General features: G+C 72.5%; 20 protein-coding genes. 4 read left to right on the forward strand and 16 right to left on the reverse strand.

Translation table 11 applies throughout. The annotated features are described in order from the left end of the window. Positions 1–246: 246 nt before the first annotated feature. From ACFW22_RS09440 to ACFW22_RS09450, 3 genes are all read right to left on the reverse strand, one after another. Complete coding sequence (locus tag ACFW22_RS09440) at positions 247–1545, reverse strand: UL36 very large tegument protein (protein ID WP_386400975.1); 1299 nt, start codon at positions 1543–1545, stop codon at positions 247–249. A 107-nt stretch (positions 1546–1652) separates the two neighbouring features. After that, positions 1653–2033 (reverse strand): PPOX class F420-dependent oxidoreductase, encoded by a 381-nt coding sequence (locus ACFW22_RS09445; protein ID WP_386400977.1) that lies wholly within the window; start codon positions 2031–2033, stop codon positions 1653–1655. 143 nt (positions 2034–2176) lie between these two features. Continuing rightward, positions 2177–2428 carry a helix-turn-helix domain-containing protein gene (locus ACFW22_RS09450; protein WP_386400979.1) on the reverse strand — a complete coding sequence of 84 codons (252 nt, stop codon included), beginning with the start codon at positions 2426–2428 and terminating at the stop codon, positions 2177–2179. Between the two features lie 33 nt (positions 2429–2461). Between ACFW22_RS09450 and map the strand changes: the two genes are divergently transcribed. Further along, complete coding sequence (gene map, locus ACFW22_RS09455; protein WP_386400981.1) at positions 2462–3229, forward strand: type I methionyl aminopeptidase; 768 nt, start codon at positions 2462–2464, stop codon at positions 3227–3229. Between the two features lie 4 nt (positions 3230–3233). Here map and ggt read toward each other — a convergent pair whose 3' ends face one another. Next, the gene (ggt, locus tag ACFW22_RS09460; protein ID WP_386400983.1) at positions 3234–5039 is read right to left on the reverse strand and encodes a gamma-glutamyltransferase; all 1806 of its coding nucleotides are present in this window, start codon (positions 5037–5039) and stop codon (positions 3234–3236) included. 104 nt (positions 5040–5143) lie between these two features. On the opposite strand from ggt, the gene ACFW22_RS09465 reads away from it, so the two are divergent. Next, positions 5144–5875, forward strand: coding sequence for a hypothetical protein (locus tag ACFW22_RS09465; RefSeq protein WP_386400985.1), 732 nt, complete (start codon positions 5144–5146; stop codon positions 5873–5875). Here the strand turns inward: ACFW22_RS09465 and ACFW22_RS09470 are convergent. Next, positions 5826–7121, reverse strand: a complete 1296-nt coding sequence (locus ACFW22_RS09470) for a cytochrome P450 (protein ID WP_386400987.1) — start codon at positions 7119–7121, stop codon at positions 5826–5828. The two genes, ACFW22_RS09465 and ACFW22_RS09470, sit on opposite strands and share 50 nt — an antisense overlap. A 253-nt stretch (positions 7122–7374) precedes the next feature. On the opposite strand from ACFW22_RS09470, the gene ACFW22_RS09475 reads away from it, so the two are divergent. After that, positions 7375–8937 (forward strand): CocE/NonD family hydrolase, encoded by a 1563-nt coding sequence (locus tag ACFW22_RS09475; RefSeq protein WP_386400989.1) that lies wholly within the window; start codon positions 7375–7377, stop codon positions 8935–8937. Between the two features lie 522 nt (positions 8938–9459). Here ACFW22_RS09475 and ACFW22_RS09480 read toward each other — a convergent pair. The 11 genes from ACFW22_RS09480 to ACFW22_RS09530 form a co-directional block, all read right to left on the reverse strand. Then, positions 9460–9903 carry a DUF6278 family protein gene (locus tag ACFW22_RS09480; protein WP_386400991.1) on the reverse strand — a complete coding sequence of 148 codons (444 nt, stop codon included), beginning with the start codon at positions 9901–9903 and terminating at the stop codon, positions 9460–9462. A gap of 73 nt (positions 9904–9976) precedes the next feature. Further along, complete coding sequence (locus ACFW22_RS09485) at positions 9977–10756, reverse strand: exodeoxyribonuclease III (RefSeq protein WP_386400993.1); 780 nt, start codon at positions 10754–10756, stop codon at positions 9977–9979. Positions 10757–10928: 172 nt separating this feature from the next. Beyond that, positions 10929–11561, reverse strand: coding sequence for an MBL fold metallo-hydrolase (locus ACFW22_RS09490; RefSeq protein ID WP_386400995.1), 633 nt, complete (start codon positions 11559–11561; stop codon positions 10929–10931). A 9-nt stretch (positions 11562–11570) separates the two neighbouring features. Beyond that, the gene (locus ACFW22_RS09495) at positions 11571–12830 is read right to left on the reverse strand and encodes an alpha/beta fold hydrolase (protein WP_386400997.1); all 1260 of its coding nucleotides are present in this window, start codon (positions 12828–12830) and stop codon (positions 11571–11573) included. Next, positions 12818–13684 carry a YhjD/YihY/BrkB family envelope integrity protein gene (locus ACFW22_RS09500; RefSeq protein ID WP_386400999.1) on the reverse strand — a complete coding sequence of 289 codons (867 nt, stop codon included), beginning with the start codon at positions 13682–13684 and terminating at the stop codon, positions 12818–12820. The genes ACFW22_RS09495 and ACFW22_RS09500 overlap by 13 nt, the downstream gene beginning before the upstream one ends. 112 nt (positions 13685–13796) lie before the next feature. After that, positions 13797–14375 (reverse strand): hypothetical protein, encoded by a 579-nt coding sequence (locus ACFW22_RS09505; protein WP_386401001.1) that lies wholly within the window; start codon positions 14373–14375, stop codon positions 13797–13799. Next, complete coding sequence (locus ACFW22_RS09510; RefSeq protein ID WP_386401003.1) at positions 14372–15547, reverse strand: ROK family glucokinase; 1176 nt, start codon at positions 15545–15547, stop codon at positions 14372–14374. The genes ACFW22_RS09505 and ACFW22_RS09510 overlap by 4 nt, the downstream gene beginning before the upstream one ends. A gap of 37 nt (positions 15548–15584) precedes the next feature. Next, on the reverse strand, positions 15585–16379 hold the full coding sequence (locus tag ACFW22_RS09515) for an ATP-binding cassette domain-containing protein (protein WP_386401005.1): 795 nt from the start codon (positions 16377–16379) through the stop codon (positions 15585–15587). After that, a complete protein-coding gene (locus ACFW22_RS09520) occupies positions 16376–17431 on the reverse strand; it encodes an ABC transporter permease (protein WP_386401007.1) in 1056 nt (351 codons plus the stop codon). Before ACFW22_RS09520 ends, ACFW22_RS09515 begins: the two co-directional genes overlap by 4 nt. Further along, a complete protein-coding gene (locus ACFW22_RS09525) occupies positions 17428–18447 on the reverse strand; it encodes a sugar ABC transporter substrate-binding protein (RefSeq protein ID WP_386401009.1) in 1020 nt (339 codons plus the stop codon). The genes ACFW22_RS09520 and ACFW22_RS09525 overlap by 4 nt, the downstream gene beginning before the upstream one ends. A 145-nt stretch (positions 18448–18592) precedes the next feature. Further along, positions 18593–19312 (reverse strand): GntR family transcriptional regulator, encoded by a 720-nt coding sequence (locus ACFW22_RS09530; RefSeq protein ID WP_386401136.1) that lies wholly within the window; start codon positions 19310–19312, stop codon positions 18593–18595. A 139-nt stretch (positions 19313–19451) separates the two neighbouring features. Here ACFW22_RS09530 and ACFW22_RS09535 point away from each other — a divergent pair, with 139 nt between their 5' ends. Next, the gene (locus tag ACFW22_RS09535; protein ID WP_386401011.1) at positions 19452–20444 is read left to right on the forward strand and encodes a Gfo/Idh/MocA family oxidoreductase; all 993 of its coding nucleotides are present in this window, start codon (positions 19452–19454) and stop codon (positions 20442–20444) included. Positions 20445–20455 lie beyond the last annotated feature (11 nt).

Consider the following 20455-nt stretch of genomic DNA (forward strand, 5'->3'; position numbering starts at 1 on the left):
ACGTACGGAAGCAGGCGGAAAGCTCCTCGACCACGTGCCCCCGTACCCCCGCGCCCCCGCGCCCCCGGAGATCCGTGCCCCCGGAGATCCGACGGCCGTCCGCCACGACCGGACGGGCCGGCACCGTCCCGACGGCCTCCGGGGCGGGACCGGCCGCCCGGCGTTCGCCCGGGGGGAGGCGAGGAACCGCCGACGGGGGCCGCCCGGGTGGGGAGCCTCGGCACACGGCGCGGGGTGCGCCCCGGCTCACGCCCCCGCCAGGCCCGCCACGCGCAGCGCATGCAGCAGATCGCGTTCCCGAGAGGTGGACACCACCCGGGCGGCGGAGAGGAGTTGGGGCACCAGGCCGTGCGGGTCCGCTCCCGCGAGGCGAGCGGCGTCCTCCGGGGCCCGGACCCGGACGAACGCGACGAGGAGGGCGTGCGCCTCGCGGTGGTGCTCCTCCGCGTGCAGCGCGGCGCACGCACCGGCGAGCTCCTCGACCGGGCGCGCCACGCCCTGCCGGAGCAGTTGCTCGCAGTCGGCGGCCCGGCCCGCGTCGGCGAGGACGCCGGCGACGGCGGCGAGCCGCCCCGGCGGCAGCGAGGCCGCCTCCCACAGCAAGGTGGACCAATCGACGCCGAGCCCGGCCCGGTGCAGCTCCGCCGCGAGGGCGGGCAGGCGGTCGAGCGGTCCGCCGAGGGCCTCGCAGAGGAGGGCATGGGCCTCACCGCTGCGCCCCTGGGAGCGGAGGCGGCGCAGGGCGTAGACCGCGTTGGCGGCGGCGCGGCGCGCTTCGACGGGATCCGGTACGGGGGCCGGGCCGCGCGCTCCGGGCGCGCCGCCCGATTCCACGGCGCCCCCGAACCTGGCCCCCCTGGGCGCCGCTCCCCCCGCGGGGAGGGCCGGCAGCGGGACCGCCTCCGCCGCCTCCTCGGCCTCCTCGTCCAGCCAGGCGTACCGGGCTCCTCGGGGACGCCGCTTGGCCTTGCCGGACTGCGCTCCGGGTGGAGCTTCCACCGTCGGGCGGGCTGCAGCGGAGGACTCGGCGACCGAGGAGCGGGCGGACGGGCGCGCCACGGCGCGGTCGAGTCGGGCCGTCAGTTCGGTGACGCGGGCGGTCGCCCTGGTCTGGTCGTCGAGGGCCCAGGCGAGGTCGTGCTCCAGCCGGGCCGCCTCGTCCGGGTCGGGGGCGGCGCGCAGCCGTTCGCCGAGCTCGCGGCTGCGGGACTCGGCGTACCGCCGTTCGTCCTCCATCAGGTGTCGGCGCTCGGCGAGCGCCTCCACCCCTCCGGGACGCCGGTCATGGGCTCCGGCGGCCTCCTCGTACAGGGCGCGACCGCGGGCGGCGAAGGGCCCCTCGGCGGCTTCCCCCACGTCCTGGAGGACTGATTCCACGACGTCCCAGGGCAGGATCTCCGCCCCGTCGAGGCAGGCGCGCAGGCCCTCGGGGTCGCGTGCGGCGAAAACTCCGTACCAGCCGGCGTCCGGTCGGGCACGGCCCACCAGGTCCGTCAGCCAACTCGTGAACGCAGCAACTTCCACCGGGAGTTGATACACCGTCATGCGATACGCACCTGCCCCGCCGTCGACTGGAACCTTCCGGCCGCGGGCATTGGACCGCATTCGTGTTACGGGACGACTACGGACCGTTTTCGACTGGGTGTGACGGGTCAGAAAGTGACGACGATTCCGGCGTGCGGACGCTTGCCGAGTCGAAGGATCATGCCCGGCACATCGGTGAGCCAGAACTGCCAGGTGTACTTGCGCGCCAGCAGGCGTCGAATCCGACGCAGCTCCTCGTCCTCCACCAGCCGCCCCGTTCCCTTGACCCGCTCCGCACCTTCGGCCACGTTGCCGCGCAGGTCACAGAGGGCGAACTCGACGCGGGGGTCGTTCCGCAGGCGCTTGACCTTCCAGGAGTCGCTGCGGGTCCAGACGTACAGCTCCGAGCCCTCCACCTCGTACCAGACGGGCGTCGCGACTCCCGTGCCGTTCTTCCGGAAGGTGGTCAGGCTGATGTAGCGGCCGCGCCGCAGCTCTTCGGGCATCATGCCGGCAGCCTAGGCCCTGCCCCGGGCGCCGGGGCGGGGAACCTCGACCCCACCCGGATCCACCGCCGGGGACGTCACGGGGCCCGGCGGGCTCCCGGGCGGTGGGCGCCGCGGGGACGGGAGCGCCCGGCCGGTCCGGCGGCTCAGACGGGGGCCGGGGCGCAGTGCGCCACGAGCTCGTCCATGGACAGGTCGAGGACCCCTGCCAGGGCCGCGACCGTGAAGAAGGCCGGGGTCGGCGCCCGCCCCGTCTCGATCTTGCGGAGGGTCTCGGCGGAGAGCCCTGCGGCCGTGGCGATCTCCACCATGGTCCGCTCTCCGCGCGCCTCGCGCAGGAGCAGTCCCAGGCGCTCGCCGCGCTCGCGCTCTTCGGGGGTCAGGGGTGTGCGTACCATGTCCCCATACTAATACCGGTATAATAATTGGCCATGGTGAAGATCAAGACGAATGAATCCCTGGCCGCCATGCGCGAGGCGGGGCGGGTGGTGGCCCGCGCCCTCGCGGCCGTACGGGCGGAGGCCGCCCCCGGTGTGCGGCTCGACCGACTGGACGAGGTCGCCCGCCGCGTGCTCGGCGGGGCGGGGGCGGGCTCGCCCTTCCTGGACTACCACCCGGACTGGGCGCCCGTGCCGTTCCCCGCGGTCGTGTGCGTGTCCGTCAACGACGCCGTGGTGCACGGCATCCCGGACGGAAGCCGGTTGGCCGCGGGCGATCTGGTGTCCGTGGACTGCGGGGCGACGCTGGACGGCTGGGCGGGCGACTCGGCGGTGAGCTTCGTGGTGGGCCGGGGCCGGCCGGAGGACGAGCGGCTGATCAGCACGGCGCAGGACGCCCTCGCGGCGGGCATCGGGGCCGCCGTCGTGGGCAACCGGATCGGCGACGTCGCCCACGCCATCGGCCGGGTCTGCCGGGCCGCCGGATACGGCATCCCGGACGGCTTCGGCGGCCACGGCATCGGCCGCACCATGCACGAGGACCCGGGCGTCCCCAACGAGGGACGCCCGGGCCGGGGCATGAAGCTGCGTCACGGGATGGTGCTGGCGATCGAGCCGATGCTCATCGGGGGCGGGACGGACGAGCACTACACCGCACGGGACGGCTGGACGGTCCGCACGTCCGACGGCTCGCGCGCGGCCCACGTCGAGCACACGGTGGCGATCACAGACGAGGGCCCGCGCGTCCTCACCGTGCCGTAGCGGGTCAGGGCGCGGGCCGCACCACCATCGCCGAGCCGCCGCCCCGGCGGACCGTCTCCGCGGCGGCCACCCAGCGGCCGTCCGGGAGGCGCTGGACGCCGGTCGCCGCGCCGATCTCGGGATTCTGCCGGAAGCCGTGCCCGATGGCTTCGAGCTCTTCCCTCACCGGGCTGTTCCACAGGGCGGGTTCGAGTTCGGTGGTGCTCTGGTTGCGCTGGCTGGCGCGTGGCGTCGCGATCGCCTCGACGAGCGGGAGGCCCCGGTCGACGACCCCGGTGAGGGTCTGGAGGACCGTGGTGATGATGGTCGCACCGCCCGGGGAACCGAGCGCGAGGACGGGCCGGTGGTGCCGGTCGAGGACGATCGTCGGGGAGATCGAAGAACGCGGCCGCTTCCCGGGGCCGGGCAGGTTCGGGTCGTGGACGGCCGGGTTGGCCGGGGCGAAGGAGAAGTCGGTCAGCTCGTTGTTGAGCAGGAAGCCCCGGCCGGGCACGGTGATGCCGCTGCCGCCGGTGGACTCGATGGTGAGGGTGTAGGCGACGACGTTCCCCCACTTGTCCGCCACCGTCAGATGGGTGGTGTTCTCGCCCTCGTACGTGGTCGGAGCGGCCGTCCCCCCGGTTGCGCAGGGTGCGGGGTCCGCGGGGTCGCCGGGCGCCAGGGGGCTGGTGAGGACGGCGTCGTCACGGATCAGACAGGCTCGGGAGTCAGCGTAGCGCTGGGACAGCAGGCCCCGGGTCGGAACGGACTCGAAGGCCGGGTCGCCGATCCAGCGCCCCCGGTCGGCGAAGGCGATGCGGCTGGCTTCGATGAACTGGTGCAGGTAGTCGGCCCGGGAGGCACCGGCGAGGTCGGTGCCCTCCAGGATGTTGAGCGCCTCGCCGACGCTCGTGCCGCCGGAGGAGGACGGCGCCATGCCGTAGACGTCGAGTCCCCGGTACGCGACCTTGGTCGGCGCGCGGAACACCGTCCGGTACGCGGCGAGATCACGCTCCGTCAGGTCTCCGGGGCGGACCTTCCGGGTGGCGTCCGGTCGGACCGGGGGCGTGCGGACGGTGTTCACGACGTCCCTGGCGAGCGGCCCCCGGTAGAGCGCGCCGACGCCTTCGCGGCCGAGCACCCCGTACGTACGGGCCAGGTCGGGGTTCTTGAAGGTGCTGCCGACCACGGGCAGTCGCCCGCCGGGCAGGAAGAGCTCCGAGGTGGCCGGGAAGTCGCGGAAGCGGGCTTCGTTGGCGGCGGTCTGCGCGCGGAAGGTCTCGTCGACGACGAAGCCCTCGCGGGCGAGGCGCTCGGCGGGTTTCAGCAGGGTGGCGAGCCGTTTGCTGCCCCAGGCGTCGAGGGCGGCCTTCCAGGTCGCGGCGGTGCCGGGGGTTCCGACGCCGAGGCCGCTGGTCTGGCCCTCTGCGAAGGGGATCGGCGTCCCGCCTTCCGTGAAGAGGTCGGGACCGGCGGAGCGGGGCGCCGTCTCGCGCCCGTCGATCGTCCGCACGGTACGGCTCTTCGCGTCGTAGTACACGAAGAAGCCACCGCCCCCGATGCCCGCCGAATAGGGCTCCGTGACGCCGAGGGCCGCTGCGACGGCGACGGCGGCGTCGACCGCGTTGCCCCCCTTGCGGAGCACCTCGATGCCGGCGGCCGAAGCATCGGCGTCGACACTGGCGACGGCACCGCCGTATCCGACCGCGACCGGTTCCTTGACGGGCGGGCGGGCCGCGGGTGGAGCCGTCGGTGGCGCGGCGGCCCCCAGCGAGAGCACCGTCACCGCGACGGCGAGCAGGGAGACCTTGCCTGCGGCAGAGCGACGCATTCTTACCTCCAGTCAACGACCGTCCGCGCAGGGTAACTTCTCCCACCGCTTCCCGTCAGGACCGCCTCGAACTGAGGGTCGGATCGCCGCTACCATGCGCCCCCATGAACGATGACGTCCGGAACATCGTGCTCGGCGTGCTGGCGACCGGGGTCAGTGCCTCCATCGGCTGGCTCGCCCGCACCTACCAGTGGCGGCGCAAGCTCCGCCGCACACAGGCCTTCTTCGGGCTGCCCAAGGGCTCCGAGTGCCTGCTCGTGGTGAACAAGGAGGCCGGCGGGAACGGCGCCGTGCACCGCTACGACGTCTTCGCGCTGCTCGAACTCAGCGCGTTGATCAAGGATTGCGGGGCGCACGCGCGCATCGTGCAGCACGACCGGGCCCACCAGGGGTTCGGCGACCGCACGGAGTTCTGCGTGGGCGGGCCCGGCTCCAACCGCCGCATGGCCGCACACCTGGCGACCCTCCTTCCGGGGCTCACGGTGAACGTGGACGTGGAACGCGGCCCCGATCAGGGTTCGTTCCTGATCGGCTCGGAGCGCTACCGCATGGACGCCGGGGTCGAGGAGTACGTGATCCTGGCCCGGCTGACCGCGGGTGAGGACAGCCGGCCGGTCTTCCTCTTCTGCGGGCAGCGGGCCATCACCAACCAGGCCGCCACCCGCTATCTGAGCCGCCACCACGCGTCACTGGCGCGGCGGCACCGCTCGGGCTCCTTCGTCCTCCTCCTGAAGGTGGTCAACTCCCAGGCGTACGGCCCCGATGTGGTCGAGCTGGTGGCTGACGTCACCCGGGCGGCACGGACGGCCCCAGCGGTCGAACCGGCAGCGACTTGATCCCGTTGACGAAGTTGGAGACGAGGCGCCGGGGCCGTCCCGTCAGGGCCACTCCACCGCAGGCGGCACGCATCTCCTCGTGGAAGACGCGGAGTTGGAGCCGGGCGAAGTGCGCGCCGAGGCAGACGTGCGGGCCGTCCCCGAAGGACACGTGCGGGTTGGGCGCCCTTCCCAGGTCGAGGCGGTGGGGGTCGACGAAGACCCGTTCGTCGTGGTTGGCGGAGGCGTGGAAGACGACGACCTTGTCGCCGGCCCCGATCGACCGCCCCGCGAGCTCGGTGTCACGGGTGGCGGTGCGCCGGAAGGAGAGCACCGGCGGGTGCACCCGCAGCAGTTCGTCGACCGCCGTGTCGAGGGAGGTCTCGCCCCGCCACAACCTCCGCTGTTCACATTGGTTTTCGGCGAGGGCGAGGACTCCTCCGGGGGCCGCGGCACGGACCGTGTCGTTTCCGGCGACGGTCAGCAGGAAGAAGAACATCTCCAGCTCGGCGTCGGCCAGTTCGGAGGAGGCGAGCACGCTCATCACGTCGTCGGCGGGGTGCACGCGCTTGTGGGCGGCGAGCTCCCGGGCGTAGGAGAACATGTCGGCGAGCTGGCCGGGTGAGCGGGGGTTCACCGGCCGTCCTTCGGCGTCGCGGACCGGCGGTTCGTCGGGATCCTGATAGGCGATGATCCGTTCGGTCCAGGCGTGCAGCAGCGCCCGGTCGCCCGGCGGCACCCCCAGCAGGTCGGTGAGGTTGAGCAGCGCGTAGTCGTCGGTGACGGTGCGGACGAGGTCCACCTCGCCGCCCCCGGCGAAGGCGGTGCGCAGCAGGTCACGGGCCCGTTCGCGGGCGGTCACGGCGAAGCGTTCGATCCGCCCGGGCGTGAAGGCCCGGCTGACGAGCCGCCTCAACCGCCCGTGCCCCCGGGGGCCTCCCCCGCCCGAACGGGACGGGAGGCCGGGAGCGGGGTCCTGATTGAGCATCATCCGTCGGATGAAGGGCAGATCGGCGGGGTCGGGGTCACGGATCTGGGTGGCGCCGAGGTGCGAGGAGTACGTCACCGGATCCTTCAGCACCGTGATGACGTCGGCGTGTCGCGTGACGGCCCAGAAGCCGGGTCCGGCCGGCCAGCCCAGGACCTCTGCTTCCTCCTGCCAGGCGACGGGGGCGTGGTCGCGCAGCGCGCGGAAGCGCTCGTGCGGGATGCCCTCCGCGTAGATGCGGGGGTCGAAGACGTCGGGCCCCTCGCTCGTGTCCCCCACCGTGCCTCCGTCCGGGGTGCTCCAGGGGTGAAGAGGTCCTCATGATGACAGCGCGGCGGCGTTTTCCGTAGGGCCGGTCGCGCGGTTCGCGGTCCTCGGACGAGCCCTTCGGCGGCGCCCCCTCGCCACCAATCGTTACCCGTGCGTAACTCGCCGAGTAGTTACCAGGGGTAAGTCAGTCCGGTTACCGTCGGGTCACTTTCACTGCCCCCCCATCACTGCCCCCACAGTGCCCTCCAGTGAGGAGTGACCCGTGCGCACACCCCTGGTCCTCGCCGTCTCCACCGCCCTCGCGGCCGGGGCGGCACTCGGACTCGCACCCGCCTCCCAGGCCGCCGAGACCGGAACCGCCATGGGCAACATCCGCTTCGTCGACATCACCGGTGACGGCGGAACCGTCCTCAAGGCGAACGTCGTCGCCCCCGCCGGAGCCGACGGCACGGTTCGCCATCCCCTGATCGTGCTGCCCACCAGCTGGGCCGTGCCCCAGGTCGAATACCTCGCCCAGGCGCAGCAGCTCGCCGACTCCGGTTACGTCGTGGTGAGTTACAACTCGCGCGGCTTCTGGCAGTCCGGCGGCGAGATAGAGACGGCCGGACCGAAGGACATCGCCGACGCCTCCAAGGTGATCGACTGGGCCCTCGCCCACACCCCGTCCGACCCGGCCCAGGTGGGAATGGCGGGGGTCTCGTACGGTGCGGGAATCAGCCTGCTCGCCGCCGCCAACGACCCCCGGATCAAGGCCGTCACGGCACTCAGCGGCTGGGCGGACCTCATCCAGTCGATCTACAGCGGTCGCACCCAGCACCTCCAGGCAGCCGCCCTGCTCGGTGGCTCCGGCTACCTCACCGGCCGTCCCGGACCCGAACTCAAGGAGATCCTCCGCGACTTCCTCTCCTCCAACCTGGCCAAGGAGGAGGACATGATCGCCTGGGGCCGCAAGCGCTCCGCCTCCGAACAGATCGACCGCCTCAACGCCAACGGCACCGCGATCATGCTCGGCAACGCCTGGGGCGACACCGTCTTCCCGCCCAACCAGTACGCGGACTTCTACGAGAAGCTCACCGGCCCCAAACGACTGGAGTTCCGACCGGGCGACCACGCCACCGCCGAGGCCACCGGCCTCCTCGGCCTCCCCAATGACACCTGGACCAGCGCCCGCCGTTGGTTCGACCACCACCTCAAGGGCGTGGACAACGGCGTCGACCGGGAGCAGCCCGTTCGGATCAAGCCCCGTTCCGACGCCGCCTACGAGGGCTACCCGGACTGGAAGTCCGTCGAGGCCAACCGCAGGAAGATCGCGCTCGGCGGCACACAGCGGATCTGGGCCAACATCGACTCCGGCGCCAACGGCGGCGTCGTCCTGCTCTCCAACCTGCTGGACCAGTTCTTCCACACCCCGCCCGTCACGTCCGTACCGCTCCTCCCCCGCGCCTTCGCCGGCGTCTGGCAATCGGAGCGGTACGACGCACCACAGCGGGTGCGCGGCACGGTGAAGCTGCACACCACGGTCAGCTCCACCAAGGGGAGCGGCACCTTCGTCGCCTACCTCTACGACGTGGGCCCGCTCGGCCTCGGAAAGCTCGTCAGCAACGCCCCGTACACCTTCCACGACCGGGCCCCGGGCCAGTCGTTCGGCGTCGACCTGGAACTCTTCTCCACCGCCTACGACGTCCCCGCCGGACACCGGCTCGCCCTGGTCATCGACACCGTCGACCCCCTCTACATCGAGCACAACCCGACCGGCGCGCAGCTGACCTTCTCCTCCCCCACGGTCGACCCGTCGTACGTGTCGGTCCCGCTACGGGCGAAGTGATCACCGGCTGCGGCCGGGCGGGTGCGGCTCCCGGGGCACGACGCCCCTTGCTGCTGTCCCGGCAGCAGCGTCCCCGGTCGGCCGGTGCGACTCCTACGGCCCCGACCTTCGGGCCGTGACGTCTTCCACGGGCCGCCCCGGTGGTGCACCGGGAGAAGCGCCGGGACCGAGGCCCGCGCCCCGCGTTCGACGGCGCAGGACGGCCCCTCGCAGCGGGCGGGCGGTCGACGTGGGAGTGCGGTGGCCCGCGCGGCCCGGATCGAGGCCGCGGAGGACGACCGTCTCCCCGCCCCCGACAGCGGGGGCACGGGACCGGAGGAGGCACGGCAGGCCGTGGCGCCCCTGGGCGCCACGCAGTTCGAGCAGCGGATCGACGACGGCCATGCGCTGCCCCGCCCCCTTTCTCGGTGGTGTCGCGACAGCGCAAACTTCCCACGGGAGAAAGGGACTTCACACTCGACACGCATAAGACCCGGATAAACAGTATTTACTGCACGAGTACGGCGTGGAGCGGGGTCGCGGTCAGTGCTCGGAGGCCTCTGCGTACACCTGGGCGAGCTGTGGTGCGCCCGTCATCGCCCAGTCGAGTCCGGCTTCGACCACCTGGATCTCCCGGCCGGAGGCCAGCCACACCACGGGGCCGCCGCCGGGATGCACCTGCCAACGGGCGCCCGGTACGTTCCGGACGATCACGGTGCCGAGGTACAGCCCGGCGTCGTTCCCGAACCAGGGCAGTTCCTCCGGCTCGTTCCGCCACCGGGGCGGCAGCTGATCGAGCTCCTGGAGGGAGGTCGGGGTGTCGTCCAAGTCCACCCCGACCTCTCCCGCGCGGGTGCGCAGCAGCGTGCACTCGGAGAGCAGTTCGGCCACGCCCTCCGGGTCCCGGTCGAAGGCTGCCGCCAAGTGTCCGTCGGTGGATTCGGGCTCGTGCCGCTTGGGCCAGCCGCCCAGAAAGGGAATGTTCATCCGAACAGCGTCGCACCGTCGCCTCCCGGCCGACCAGACGGCACGCGGTGATCCCCCCGCCCCTGGCGTCGGATCAGACGTCGAGGTCCACCACCACCGGGGCGTGGTCCGAGGCCCCCTTGCCCTTGCGCTCCTCGCGATCGACGTAGCCGTCGGTGACCGCTTCGACGAAGGGCTTGTTGCCGTAGACCAGGTCGATGCGGATGCCCTTGTTCTTCGGGAAGCAGAGCTGGCGGTAGTCCCAGTACGTGAAGGGGTGGTCGTACTTCAGGGGGCGCGGAACCACGTCGGTCAGACCGGTCCCGCGCAGGGCCGCCAGGGCGGCGCGCTCCGGCTCCGTCACGTGCGTGGCGCCCTCGAACACGGAGACGTCCCAGACGTCCTCGTCGGTCGGGGCGATGTTGTAGTCGCCGAGGACGGCGAACGGCCGGTCCGCCGCCGCGTCGTCCGCAACGGCGTGCTTGAGGGCCTCCAGCCACCGGAGCTTGTAGGCGTAGTGCTCGTGGGTCACCTCGCGGCCGTTCGGTACGTACACCGACCAGACGCGGACCGGGCCGCAGGTCGCGGAGATCGCCCGGGGCTCCTCCGCCCCGTCGTACTGCGGGCCGCCGGGGAGGCCGACGACCACGTCGTCGAAGCCGACGCGGGAGAGGAGGGCCACGCCGTTCCACCGGCCGGTGGCGTTGACCGCCGACTCGTAGCCCAGGGCGCGCAGTTCTTCGGTGGGGAACTGCTCGGCGGAGCACTTGGTCTCCTGGATGCACAGCACGTCCGTGCCGCTGCTCTCCAGCCAGGCCAGGAGCCGGGGCAGCCGGGCCGTGATCGAATTGACGTTCCAGGTGGCGATGCGCATGCCCGCAAGCCTACTGGCGGGGTGTGACGGTCGACCTCCGCGGCACTCGCCGACGGCAGGCGGAGGGCGACCCCGGTGGCGGCGCCCGGGGGCGGAGGCGGTGCTCGGGGCGGTGCTCCGGGTCCGCCCCGCGACTCCGTGCGCCCCTCCGCCTTCCACCGCGGAGGGACCCTCAGAGCAGGGTGGACGCGCCCGGGGCCAGCCGGGCGTGGGCGGTGCCGCCGAGCTCGCCGATCTGGCGGTCGTAAATGGGCCGGGCGAGGTCGGTGAGCAGCGCGTCGTGGATGTCGTACGCCCGCCGCGGTGCGACCTCGCGCACGTAGTCGATGACCTCGGAGATCTTGTTCCACGGCGCCATGACGGGGAGCAACAGCGTGTCGACGGGGTGATCGGGCACGGTGAGCGCGTCGCCGGGGTGGAAGACGGCGCCGTCGACGAGGTAGCCCACGTTGGTGATGCGCGGGATGTCCGGGTGGATCACCGCGTGCAGCTCGCCGTGGACCTGGACCTCGAATCCGGCCGCGGTGAAGGCGTCGCCGTGTCCGACGGTGTGCACCCGCCCCGGGAAGGCGGCCGAGAGCCGGTCGGCGACGCTGCGCAGGGTCCAGAGCTCGACCGCCGGATCGGCCTCCAGGGCGCTGCGCAGCCGCCCCTCGTCGAAGTGGTCGGGATGCTCGTGGGTGACGAGGAGTGCGTCGGCGCCGAGGACGGCGTCCTCCTCGGTGAACATGCCGGGGTCGAGGACGAGCGTGCGGCCGTCCTTCTCCAGCCGCACGCAGGCGTGGGACTTCTTGGTCAGCTTCACGGGGCCAGGCTACGCCGGCGGCGTCGTCTCCTCCGCGATGACCCGGGTGACCACTCCCAGCGCCGTCTCCGCTGCGGGCAGGCCGCAGTACACGCCCGTGTGGAGGACGACCTCGCGGAGTTCCGCGGGCGACAGCCCGTTGCGGAGGGCGGCACGGGTGTGGTCGGCGAGTGCCTCGCGGTGGCCTCCGGCGATGAGGGCGGTGAGCGTCACGACGCTGCGGGTGCGCCGGTCGAGGCCCTCGCGGCTCCAGACCTCGCCCCAGGCATAGCGGGTGACGAGTTCTTGGAAGGCCCCGTCGGGGTCGGCGGCGAGGGCCCGGTCCACACGGGTGTCGCCGAGGACCTCGCGGCGCAGTCCGAGCCCCTTCTGGTACGGGTCGGGGCGGCCGGCCTCGACGGGCTCGTCGGCGGGGGCGGCGGGGGCGGCCGGGGCGACGGGCACGGGCTGCGGCGGCACGGTGAGGGAACCGCTGGTTTCCTTGGGAGCGCCGCTGAAGTGCCCGCCGAGCAGGTCGGTGACGGCGGCGGGCTGCTCGACGGGGGTGAGGTGCGAGGCGCCGGGAACGACGGCGAGTCGGGCGTCGGGGATGCCGGCGACCAGGGTGCGGGCCTCGGCGGGGCCGGTGACCTGGTCCTCGGAACCGACGACGACGAGCGCGGGAACGCCGATGTTGCCGAGGGCCTCGCGGACGTCGAAGACGGCGAGGGCCTCACAGGCGGCGACGTAGCAGGTGGGGTCGGTCGTCCGGACCATCTGCACGGCCCAGTCGACGATGGCGGGCTGGGCACCGGCGAAGAAGGGGGTGAACCAGCGTTCGGGAGCGGTGCGGGCCATCGGCTCCATGCCGTGGGTGCGGACCATCACGCCCCGCTGGCGGAACTCGTCTGCGGTGCCGAACCGGGGCGAGGTGGCGACCAGGGCGAGGGAACTGACCCGATGGGGTGCCCGGAGGGCCAGATCGAGGCCGACGGCCCCGCCGAGGGAACAGCCCGCGTAGGCGAAGCGCTGGACGCCGAGCGCGTCGAGGGTGACGAGGAGCCGGTCACCGAGCTCGGCGACGGAGGTGAAGGGCATCGCGGGTGCACCACCGTGCCCCGGCAGGTCGAACCGGACGACCCGCCAGTCCCGGGTGAGTTCCGGTATCTGTCGGTCCCACATGTGGAAGGTGGTGCCCAAGGACGGTCCCAGGACGAGGACCGGGGCGTCCTCCCGGCCGTCGACGCGGTGCTGCAGGGTTTCAGCTTTGATCTCGCTCACCCGCCCCACGCTTCCACATTCGGGTCCTCCGTGGGGGACGGGGGTGCGAGATACCGGTTGAGCGGGGGTTCCTGGGCCAGTACGGCACCGATGGTGATGGCGAAGGTGAGCGCGGCGCAGAGGACGATCAGCCAGGACAGCAGGGTCAGGACCAGGCCGAGGGAGCCGTACTCGTTCAGGGCCCGGTTGAGCGCGCCCGGCATGTAGAGCCGTGCGGTGAGGCCGAGGGCGGTCGTGGCCGCGCCGGCCAGGAGCGCTCCGGGCAGGAGCGGCAGCCAGGGGACGCGGTTGGCGAGGAACAGGTGCTGGGTCCACAGCCAGACCCCCGTGCTGACGAGGAAGTACGCCGGCAGTCCGAGCCAACCGCCGATGCCGAACCCGCCGCGGAGGGGTGCCTGGAAGAGGACCACGACGACCAGGGCGAGCAGCCACACCGCCCAGCGCCAGGCCGCGACCCTGGTGCCGGCCCTGGGCAGGTCCCAGGCCCGCTCGCACACGCGGGCCATCGCACGGCTGAAGCTGGTGGCCGACACCAGGGCCACGACCGCGCCGACGGTCCCGGTGGTCTCCCGCAACCCTTCGGAAGCGGTCTGGTCCAGGACCTGCTGCAGTTCCCGGTCGGAGAGGCCGGTGAGCCCGAACATCGCGCGGAGGGAGTCGCGCATCTGCTCGCGCACGGCGAGCGGGGCGAAGGCCGCCACGGCGAAGAGGAGCGGCACGGCGGCCAGGAAGGCCTGGGCAGCGAGGCGCGTCCCGGCGTCCAGGAGGTTTCCGCTCACGAGCCTGCCGGTCAGTTCCGCGAGGACCGGGAAGCGGTCCTCGGCTCCGGTCCGGATGTTCCGCACCCGGCTCGCCCACGACATTCCGCCTCCCGACCCCACCCGGTCCGTCCCGCCATTGGACGCGAATCGGCGCGCCCGCGCGAGCCGGGCGGGTCGTCCGGGAGGGGCGCGGCCTCCGGTCGGGCACCCCGGCTCAGGGGCTGGTGGTCGAGACCGCATAGACGCGGGGGAAGGCCGGATCGGTGAGGTCGACGGTGAGGTCGGTGGCCGGGCGGGGTTCCTCGCGGGTGACGGTGGTGCCCGCCCAGGTCATGCCGTCGGCGAAGGTCCAGCCGACGATGCCGGCGTCCCGGTCGCCGACGGTGACGCTGCCGGGGACGAGTGCGGCACGGGAGGTGCCCGAGTCCGCGAGGAAGGCGTCGAGCCCTCCGGCCGTCGTGGTGAACTGCACGTACAGCCGGCTCGTCTTCCAGTTGCTGGTCTCGTAGTAGGCGACGCCCCAGGCCCCGGAGGGAACGGGGACCTCGAAGACCCGGCGCTTCATCAGGGAGGGCCAGTTGTCCTGGAGGCCGGCCGCCGAGGACTCGCGCTCCTTGTCGCGACCGCTGTCGCGGCTCTGGCCCGCCGAGATGACCAGGTAGCCGGCCGGGATGCCGACGAGGAGCACGATGATCACGGCCGTCAGCCAGCGGCGGCGGATCATGTGCCGACGGTCCTCGGGCAGCTTGTCCTGGGGGGTGCGGGGCGGGGCGGGGCGGTGGGTCAGGCTCATGAAGGCGGTTCCTCGGGGGGACGGACGGCCCGGCCGGAGGTCCCGTTGCGCAGGGCCTGGGCGTAGCGCTCGTACCGTTCGTACCGCTCGACCCGGCGCCGGTTGGCGCGGCGGAAGCGGCGGGCGACGAGGCGGGCGAGGTCGGCGGCGCCGACCATGCCGGCCTCGGGGCCGAGCTGGGCGCGGGTGATGCGGGCCTCCGGGCGGTAGCCGCGGCCGGTGAGGTGGCGGCGGAAGGCCTCCCTGGCGGGGCCGATGAGGAGGTCGTCGGCGGCGGAGACGCCTCCGCCGATGACGAAGCAGGAGGGGTCGAGGGCGGCGGCGAGGTTGGCGATGCCGACGCCGAGCCACTGGCCGATGTCCTGGAGCAGTTCGACGCACATGGCGTCGCCCTCGCGGGCGAGCTCGGTGATGAGGGGGCCGGTGATGTCGGAGACGTTGCCCTTCACGCGCTCGATGATCTCGTACGCGACCGGGGAGTCGGCGGCGGCCAGTTCGCGGGCCTCCCGGACCAGCGCGTTGCCGGAGCTGTACTGCTCCCAGCACCCCCGGTTGCCGCAGGGGCACCGGTGTCCGCCGGGGACGACCTGCATGTGGCCGAACTCGCCGGCGACTCCGTACTTGCCCCGCTTGACCCGGCCGTCCTCCAGGATGGCGCCCCCGATGCCGGTGCCGAGGGTGATCATGACGAGGTGGTCCTCGCCGCGTCCGGCGCCGAAGCGCCACTCGGCCCAGGCCGCGGTGTTGGCGTCGTTGTCGACCATGACGGGAACGGCGAGGCGCCCCTGGAGCGCGTCCCGGAGGGGCTCGTTGCGCCAGGCGAGGTGCGGGGCGAAGAGCACCCGGGCCCGGTCGGCGTCCACCCAGCCGGCCGCGCCGATGCCGACGGCGTGCACGTCGTGCCGGTCGGAGAGGTCCAGGACGAGTTCGACGATGGTGTCCTCGACGACCTTCGGACTCTTCGACTTGTCGGGGGTCTCGGTGCGGACCTTCTCCAGGATGTTCCCGTCGGCGTCGACGACCCCGGCCATCACCTTCGTGCCGCCGATGTCGATGCCGACGGTCGGCACCCGCGGCGCCGTCAGGTGGGAGCGCCGTTCCCGGGTGCCGACGGTCCGCAGCACGGTGCCGCGGGCGGAGCCCCGGTGCGCGAGGTCACGGTAGGTACTCATCGGCTCCGATTCTGCCAGGCGGGGCGTCAAGCGGCCGTCACGTCGCGGAGGGGCGCTCCAGTTCGTGGCGCAGGTCCTCCAGCTCGCTGCCACCGGCCATCTGCCGGGTCAACTCGTCCAGGGAGACGGAGTCCTTGGTGTGGCTCGCCGCCATGACGCCCCGCTTGAGGAGGACGAACCGGTCGCCGACGAGATAGGCGTGGTGCGGGTTGTGGGTGATGAGGACCACGCCGAGGCCCTGGTCACGGGCGGCGGCGACGTACTTGAGGACGACGCCGGACTGTTTGACGCCGAGTGCGGCGGTCGGCTCGTCGAGGACGAGGACCTTGGCGCCGAAGTGGACGGCGCGGGCGATCGCCACGCACTGGCGCTCGCCGCCGGAGAGGGTGCCGATCGGCTGGTCGACGTCGCGGAGGTCGATGCCCATGCGGAGCAGGGCCTCCCGGGTGGTGGTCCGCATCAGGTCGACGTCGAGCCGTTTGAAGGGGCCGGAGCCCTTGGTGGGCTCGGAGCCGAGGAAGAAGTTCCGCCAGACCGGCATGAGGGGGACGACGGCCAGGTCCTGGTAGACGGTGGCGATGCCGCGGTCGAGGGCGTCGCGCGGACGGGCGAGGGTGACCTCCTCGCCCTCGATGCGGAAGGTGCCGGCATCGTGCCGGTGGAGACCTGCGACGATCTTGATGAGGGTGGACTTGCCGGCGCCGTTGTCACCGAGGACGCAGGAGATCTCGCCCGCGCGGACTTCCAGGGAGACCCCTTCGAGGGCGCGGATGTTGCCGTAGTGCTTGCTGACGTCGGTCAGCTCGATGAGGGGGGCGGCTCCGGTCGTCATTTGGTGGCCTCCACGCGCTTGCGGATCCAGGCGTTCAGCAGGGTGGCGAGCAGCAGCATCGCGCCCAGGAAGAACTTGAACCAGTCCGGGTTCCACTCGGCGTACACGATGCCCTTGCTGGTCATTCCGAAGATGAGGGCGCCGACCGCGGAGCCGACGGCGGACCCGTATCCGCCGGTGATCAGGCAGCCTCCGATGACGGCCGCGATGATGTAGATCAGCTCGTTTCCGACGCCTTCGCCGGACTGGACGACGTCGAAGGAGAAGAGCAGGTGCTGGCCGGAGATCCAGGCGCAGAAGGCCACGCCCGTGTAGAGGCCGATCTTCGTGCGCCGGACGGGGACGCCGACCGCGCGGGCCGCCTCCGCACCGCCGCCGACGGCGAAGATCCAGTTGCCGAAGCGGGTGCGGAGCAGGATCCAGGTGGCGAGCGCGACGAGGACGATCCACCACAGGACGGTGACCTTCCACTCGACGCCGCCGATCGTCCACTCCGAGGCGAAGACCTTGTGGGCGGAGGGGAAGCCCTCCATGTCGGCGATGCTCTTGGTGGAGACGGTGCCGGTGACCAGTTTGGTGACGCCGAGGTTCAGACCGGTCAGCATCAGGAAGGTGGCGAGCGTGATGATGAAGCTGGGCAGTTTGGTCCGCGTCAGCATGACGCCGTTGAAGGCACCGATCGCGAGGGTGACGAGCAGCGAGACGCCGATGCCGACCCAGACGTTGGCCGTCATCTGATAGCTGAACATCGACGAGACCAGCGCCGAACTGGTGACCAGGACGCCTGCGGAGAGGTCGAACTCGCCGCCGATCATCAGCAGGGCGACGGGCACGGCCATGATGCCGAGGGTGGAGGCCGCGTAGAGGACGGTGCCGAGGCTGGACGGCTTCAGGAAGCCGTCGGCGACCACCGCGAAGAAGGCGAAGACCGCGAGCGCGCCGACGACCGACCCCAGCTCGGGGCGGCCGAGGAGCTTCTTCAGCGGGGTGGTGCGGAGCAGTCGTTCGTCCACGTGGTCGAGGTCGTCCGACGTCGGGGTGGTGGAACTCATCGGGTGCCCCGATCCGCGTACTGCTTCAGCGCGCCGGCCTGGTCCTTGGTGATGATCTGCGGACCGGTCAGGACCGGCTTGCCGCCGCCGAGGACGTCGGCGTTGTAGCGGTACAGCCAGAGCAGGTCGACGGCCTCGTAGCCCTGGAGGTAGGGCTGCTGGTCGACGGCGAAGCCCAGGCTGCCGTCCTCCAGGCCGGTCGCGACCTTGGCGTTGAGGTCGAAGGTGTCGATCTCGGCCCGGCTCCCCGCGCTCTTCGCGGCTTGGACCGCGGTGTCGGCGAAGGGGGCGCCGAGGGTGACGACGGCGTCGATGTCCTCGTCGGACTGGAGCTTGGCTTCGATCGAGGCCTTGACGTCGGGCATGTTGGTGCCGTCGACGTACAGGTTGACCAGTTCGCCGTCGAAGGTCTTCTTCGTTCCGGCGCAGCGCTGCTCGTGGCCGACGTTGCCCTGCTCGTGCAGGACGCAGAGGGCCTTCTTCCTTCCGCGCCGGTCGAGCTCCTCGCCGACCGCCTCGCCGGCGACGGTCTCGTCCTGCCCGATGTGGGTGAGCGCGCCGTAGGCCCGGGACTGTTCGGCGCCGGAGTTCACGGTGATCACCGGGATGCCGGCCTCGACCGCCTTCTCGACGGCGGCCTTCATGGCGTCGGGCTTCGCGAGGGTCACGATGAGCCCGTCGACGCCCTTGGCGACGTACGAGTCGATCAGCTGCGCCTGCTGTTGCGCCTCGTCGCTGTGGGCGTAGAGGAAGTTGATGTTGTCCTTGACCGCGGCCTGCTCGGCGCCGTTCTGGACGATGTCCCAGAAGGTGTCGCCATCGCCCGAGTGGGTGACCATGGCAAAGGTCCACCGGGGGGTGTCGACGGCCGCCCTGCCCTGTGCGGCGGCGGCCTTGCGGGCGTCCTCCGCCCGCTTCCCGCCGGTGCTGCTGCACCCGGCGAGCGCCGTGGTGAGCGCGAGCGCGAGCACTGCCCCGATCGCGGCGCGCACCCCTCCTGTCCTGAGCCTGGTCACGAGCTCGTGCCCTCCTTTATGTCCTTCTGCGTGCATTGCAGTATCGGTCATGCAGGTCGAGGCGCTCGCCAGGGGGCTCCGGCCGCCCGTTCCCCGAGCTGAGCGGTGCGGTCGTCGCGGCGACCGCACCGGCGGCGTGCCCGGGCTACGGGCGGACCATCAGCTGGAACTCGAAGGAGTAGCGAGCCGCTCGATAGAGGTGGGAGCCGTACTCGACGGCCCGCCCGGTGTCGTCGAAGGTGATCCGCTCCATCGTGAGCAGCGGAGCGCCCTCCGGTTCGTCGAGCAGTGCGGCCTCCGCCGCGGTCGCGGCACGGGCTCCGACGATCTGGCGGGCGCTGTGCAGGGTGACTGCCGCGGAGCGGAGCATGCGGTAGAGGCCGGTGCCCTCCAGGGTTTCGGTGTCGAGGACGACGAGGCCCGCGGGCAGGTGGTTGTGCAGGTGGGCCAGGGGCTCGCCGCCTGCCGTGCGGAGTCGTTCGAGGTAGCGGACCTCGGTGCCCTCGGGCACGCCGAGGGCGGCGGCAACGGGTGCGGTGGCGGGTTCGAGGCGGTTGGCCAGGACCCGGGTCGCGGGGCGCTGCCCGGCCGCGGCGAGGTCGTCGTAGAGGCTGCTGAGCTCCATCGGGCGACGGACCCTGCTGTGCACGACCTGGGTGCCGACGCCCCGGCGGCGCACCAGGAGGCCCTTGTCGACCAGGGTCTGGATGGCCTGGCGGACGGTGGGGCGGGAGAGTCCCAGGCGGTTGGCGAGGTCGATCTCGTTGCCGAGGAGGCTGCCCGGAGCCAGGCTCCCGTTCTCCACGGCGCCCTCCAACTGCTGGGCGAGCTGGAAGTAGAGCGGGACCGGACTGGTGCGGTCCACGGAGAGCGGGGGCAGGGGAGAGCCGGACTGCTTGGACACGGGGGGAGCGTAACCGGGGTCGTTCACGGCGGGAAGTCATGACGTCCGGTTGTCCTGACAAATCCTTGACACCCGGGGCGGTCCGCTCCACGGTGGGGCCATGCGCATCGGACTCATCGGTACGGGACGGATCGGGAGCTTCCACGCGGGTGTGCTGGCCCGCCACGCGGAGGTGGAGGCGTTGGTCGTGGCGGACGCGGACGCCGCCCGGGCGGCGGCGGTCGCGGGGGCGCTCGGGGCGGAGGCCGCACCGGACGTGGACGCACTGCTCGGGCAGGCCCTGGACGCCGTGGTGATCGCCTCCGCGACGGCCGCGCACGCGGAGCTGATCGCCCGTGTCGCCCGGGCGGGCCTGCCGGCCTTCTGCGAGAAGCCGATCGCCCTGGACGTGCCCGGGACGCTGGCCGCGCTCGACGCGGTGGCCGCGGCGGGCACCGCACTGCAGCTGGGCTTCATGCGCCGCTTCGACGCCGGCTACCGGGCGGCGCGCGCGGCGGTGCGGTCGGGGCGGCTGGGCCGGCTGCACACCGTGCGGGCGGTCACGTCCGACCCCGAGCCGCCGCCGGCCGCCTACCTGCCGCTCTCCGGGGGGCTCTTCCGGGACTGCCTGGTGCACGACTTCGACGTCGTCCGTTGGGTGACCGGGCGGGAGGTGGTCGAGGTGTACGCGACGGGCTCGGACGCGGGCCCCGCCGTGTTCCGCGAGGCGGACGACGTGGACACCGCGGCCGCCGTGCTCACCCTGGACGACGGGACCCTGGTGACGGCGACCGCGACCCGCTGCAACGGCGCCGGGTACGACGTCCGCATGGAACTGGCGGGCGAACGGGACCAGATCGTGGTGGGCCTGGACGACCGCAGCCCGCTCTCCTCCGTGGAACCGCAGGGACCGCCCGCCCCCGGCAAGCCCTGGCCCGGCTTCCTGGAGCGCTTCGCCCCCGCCTACGAGGCGGAGCTGGACGCCTTCGTGCGTCTGGTGCGCGGCGAGGCCCCCAATCCCTGTGACGGCCGGGAGGCCCTGGCGGCGCTCAGGATCGCCGAGGCCTGCGAGCGTTCGCGCCGGGAGCGGCGTCCGGTGCGGCTGGAGTCCTGACCACCGCGGTG

The sequence above is a fragment of the Streptomyces sp. NPDC058872 genome (genome assembly GCF_042743065.1).
Taxonomy (GTDB): Bacteria; Actinomycetota; Actinomycetes; order Streptomycetales; family Streptomycetaceae; genus Streptomyces.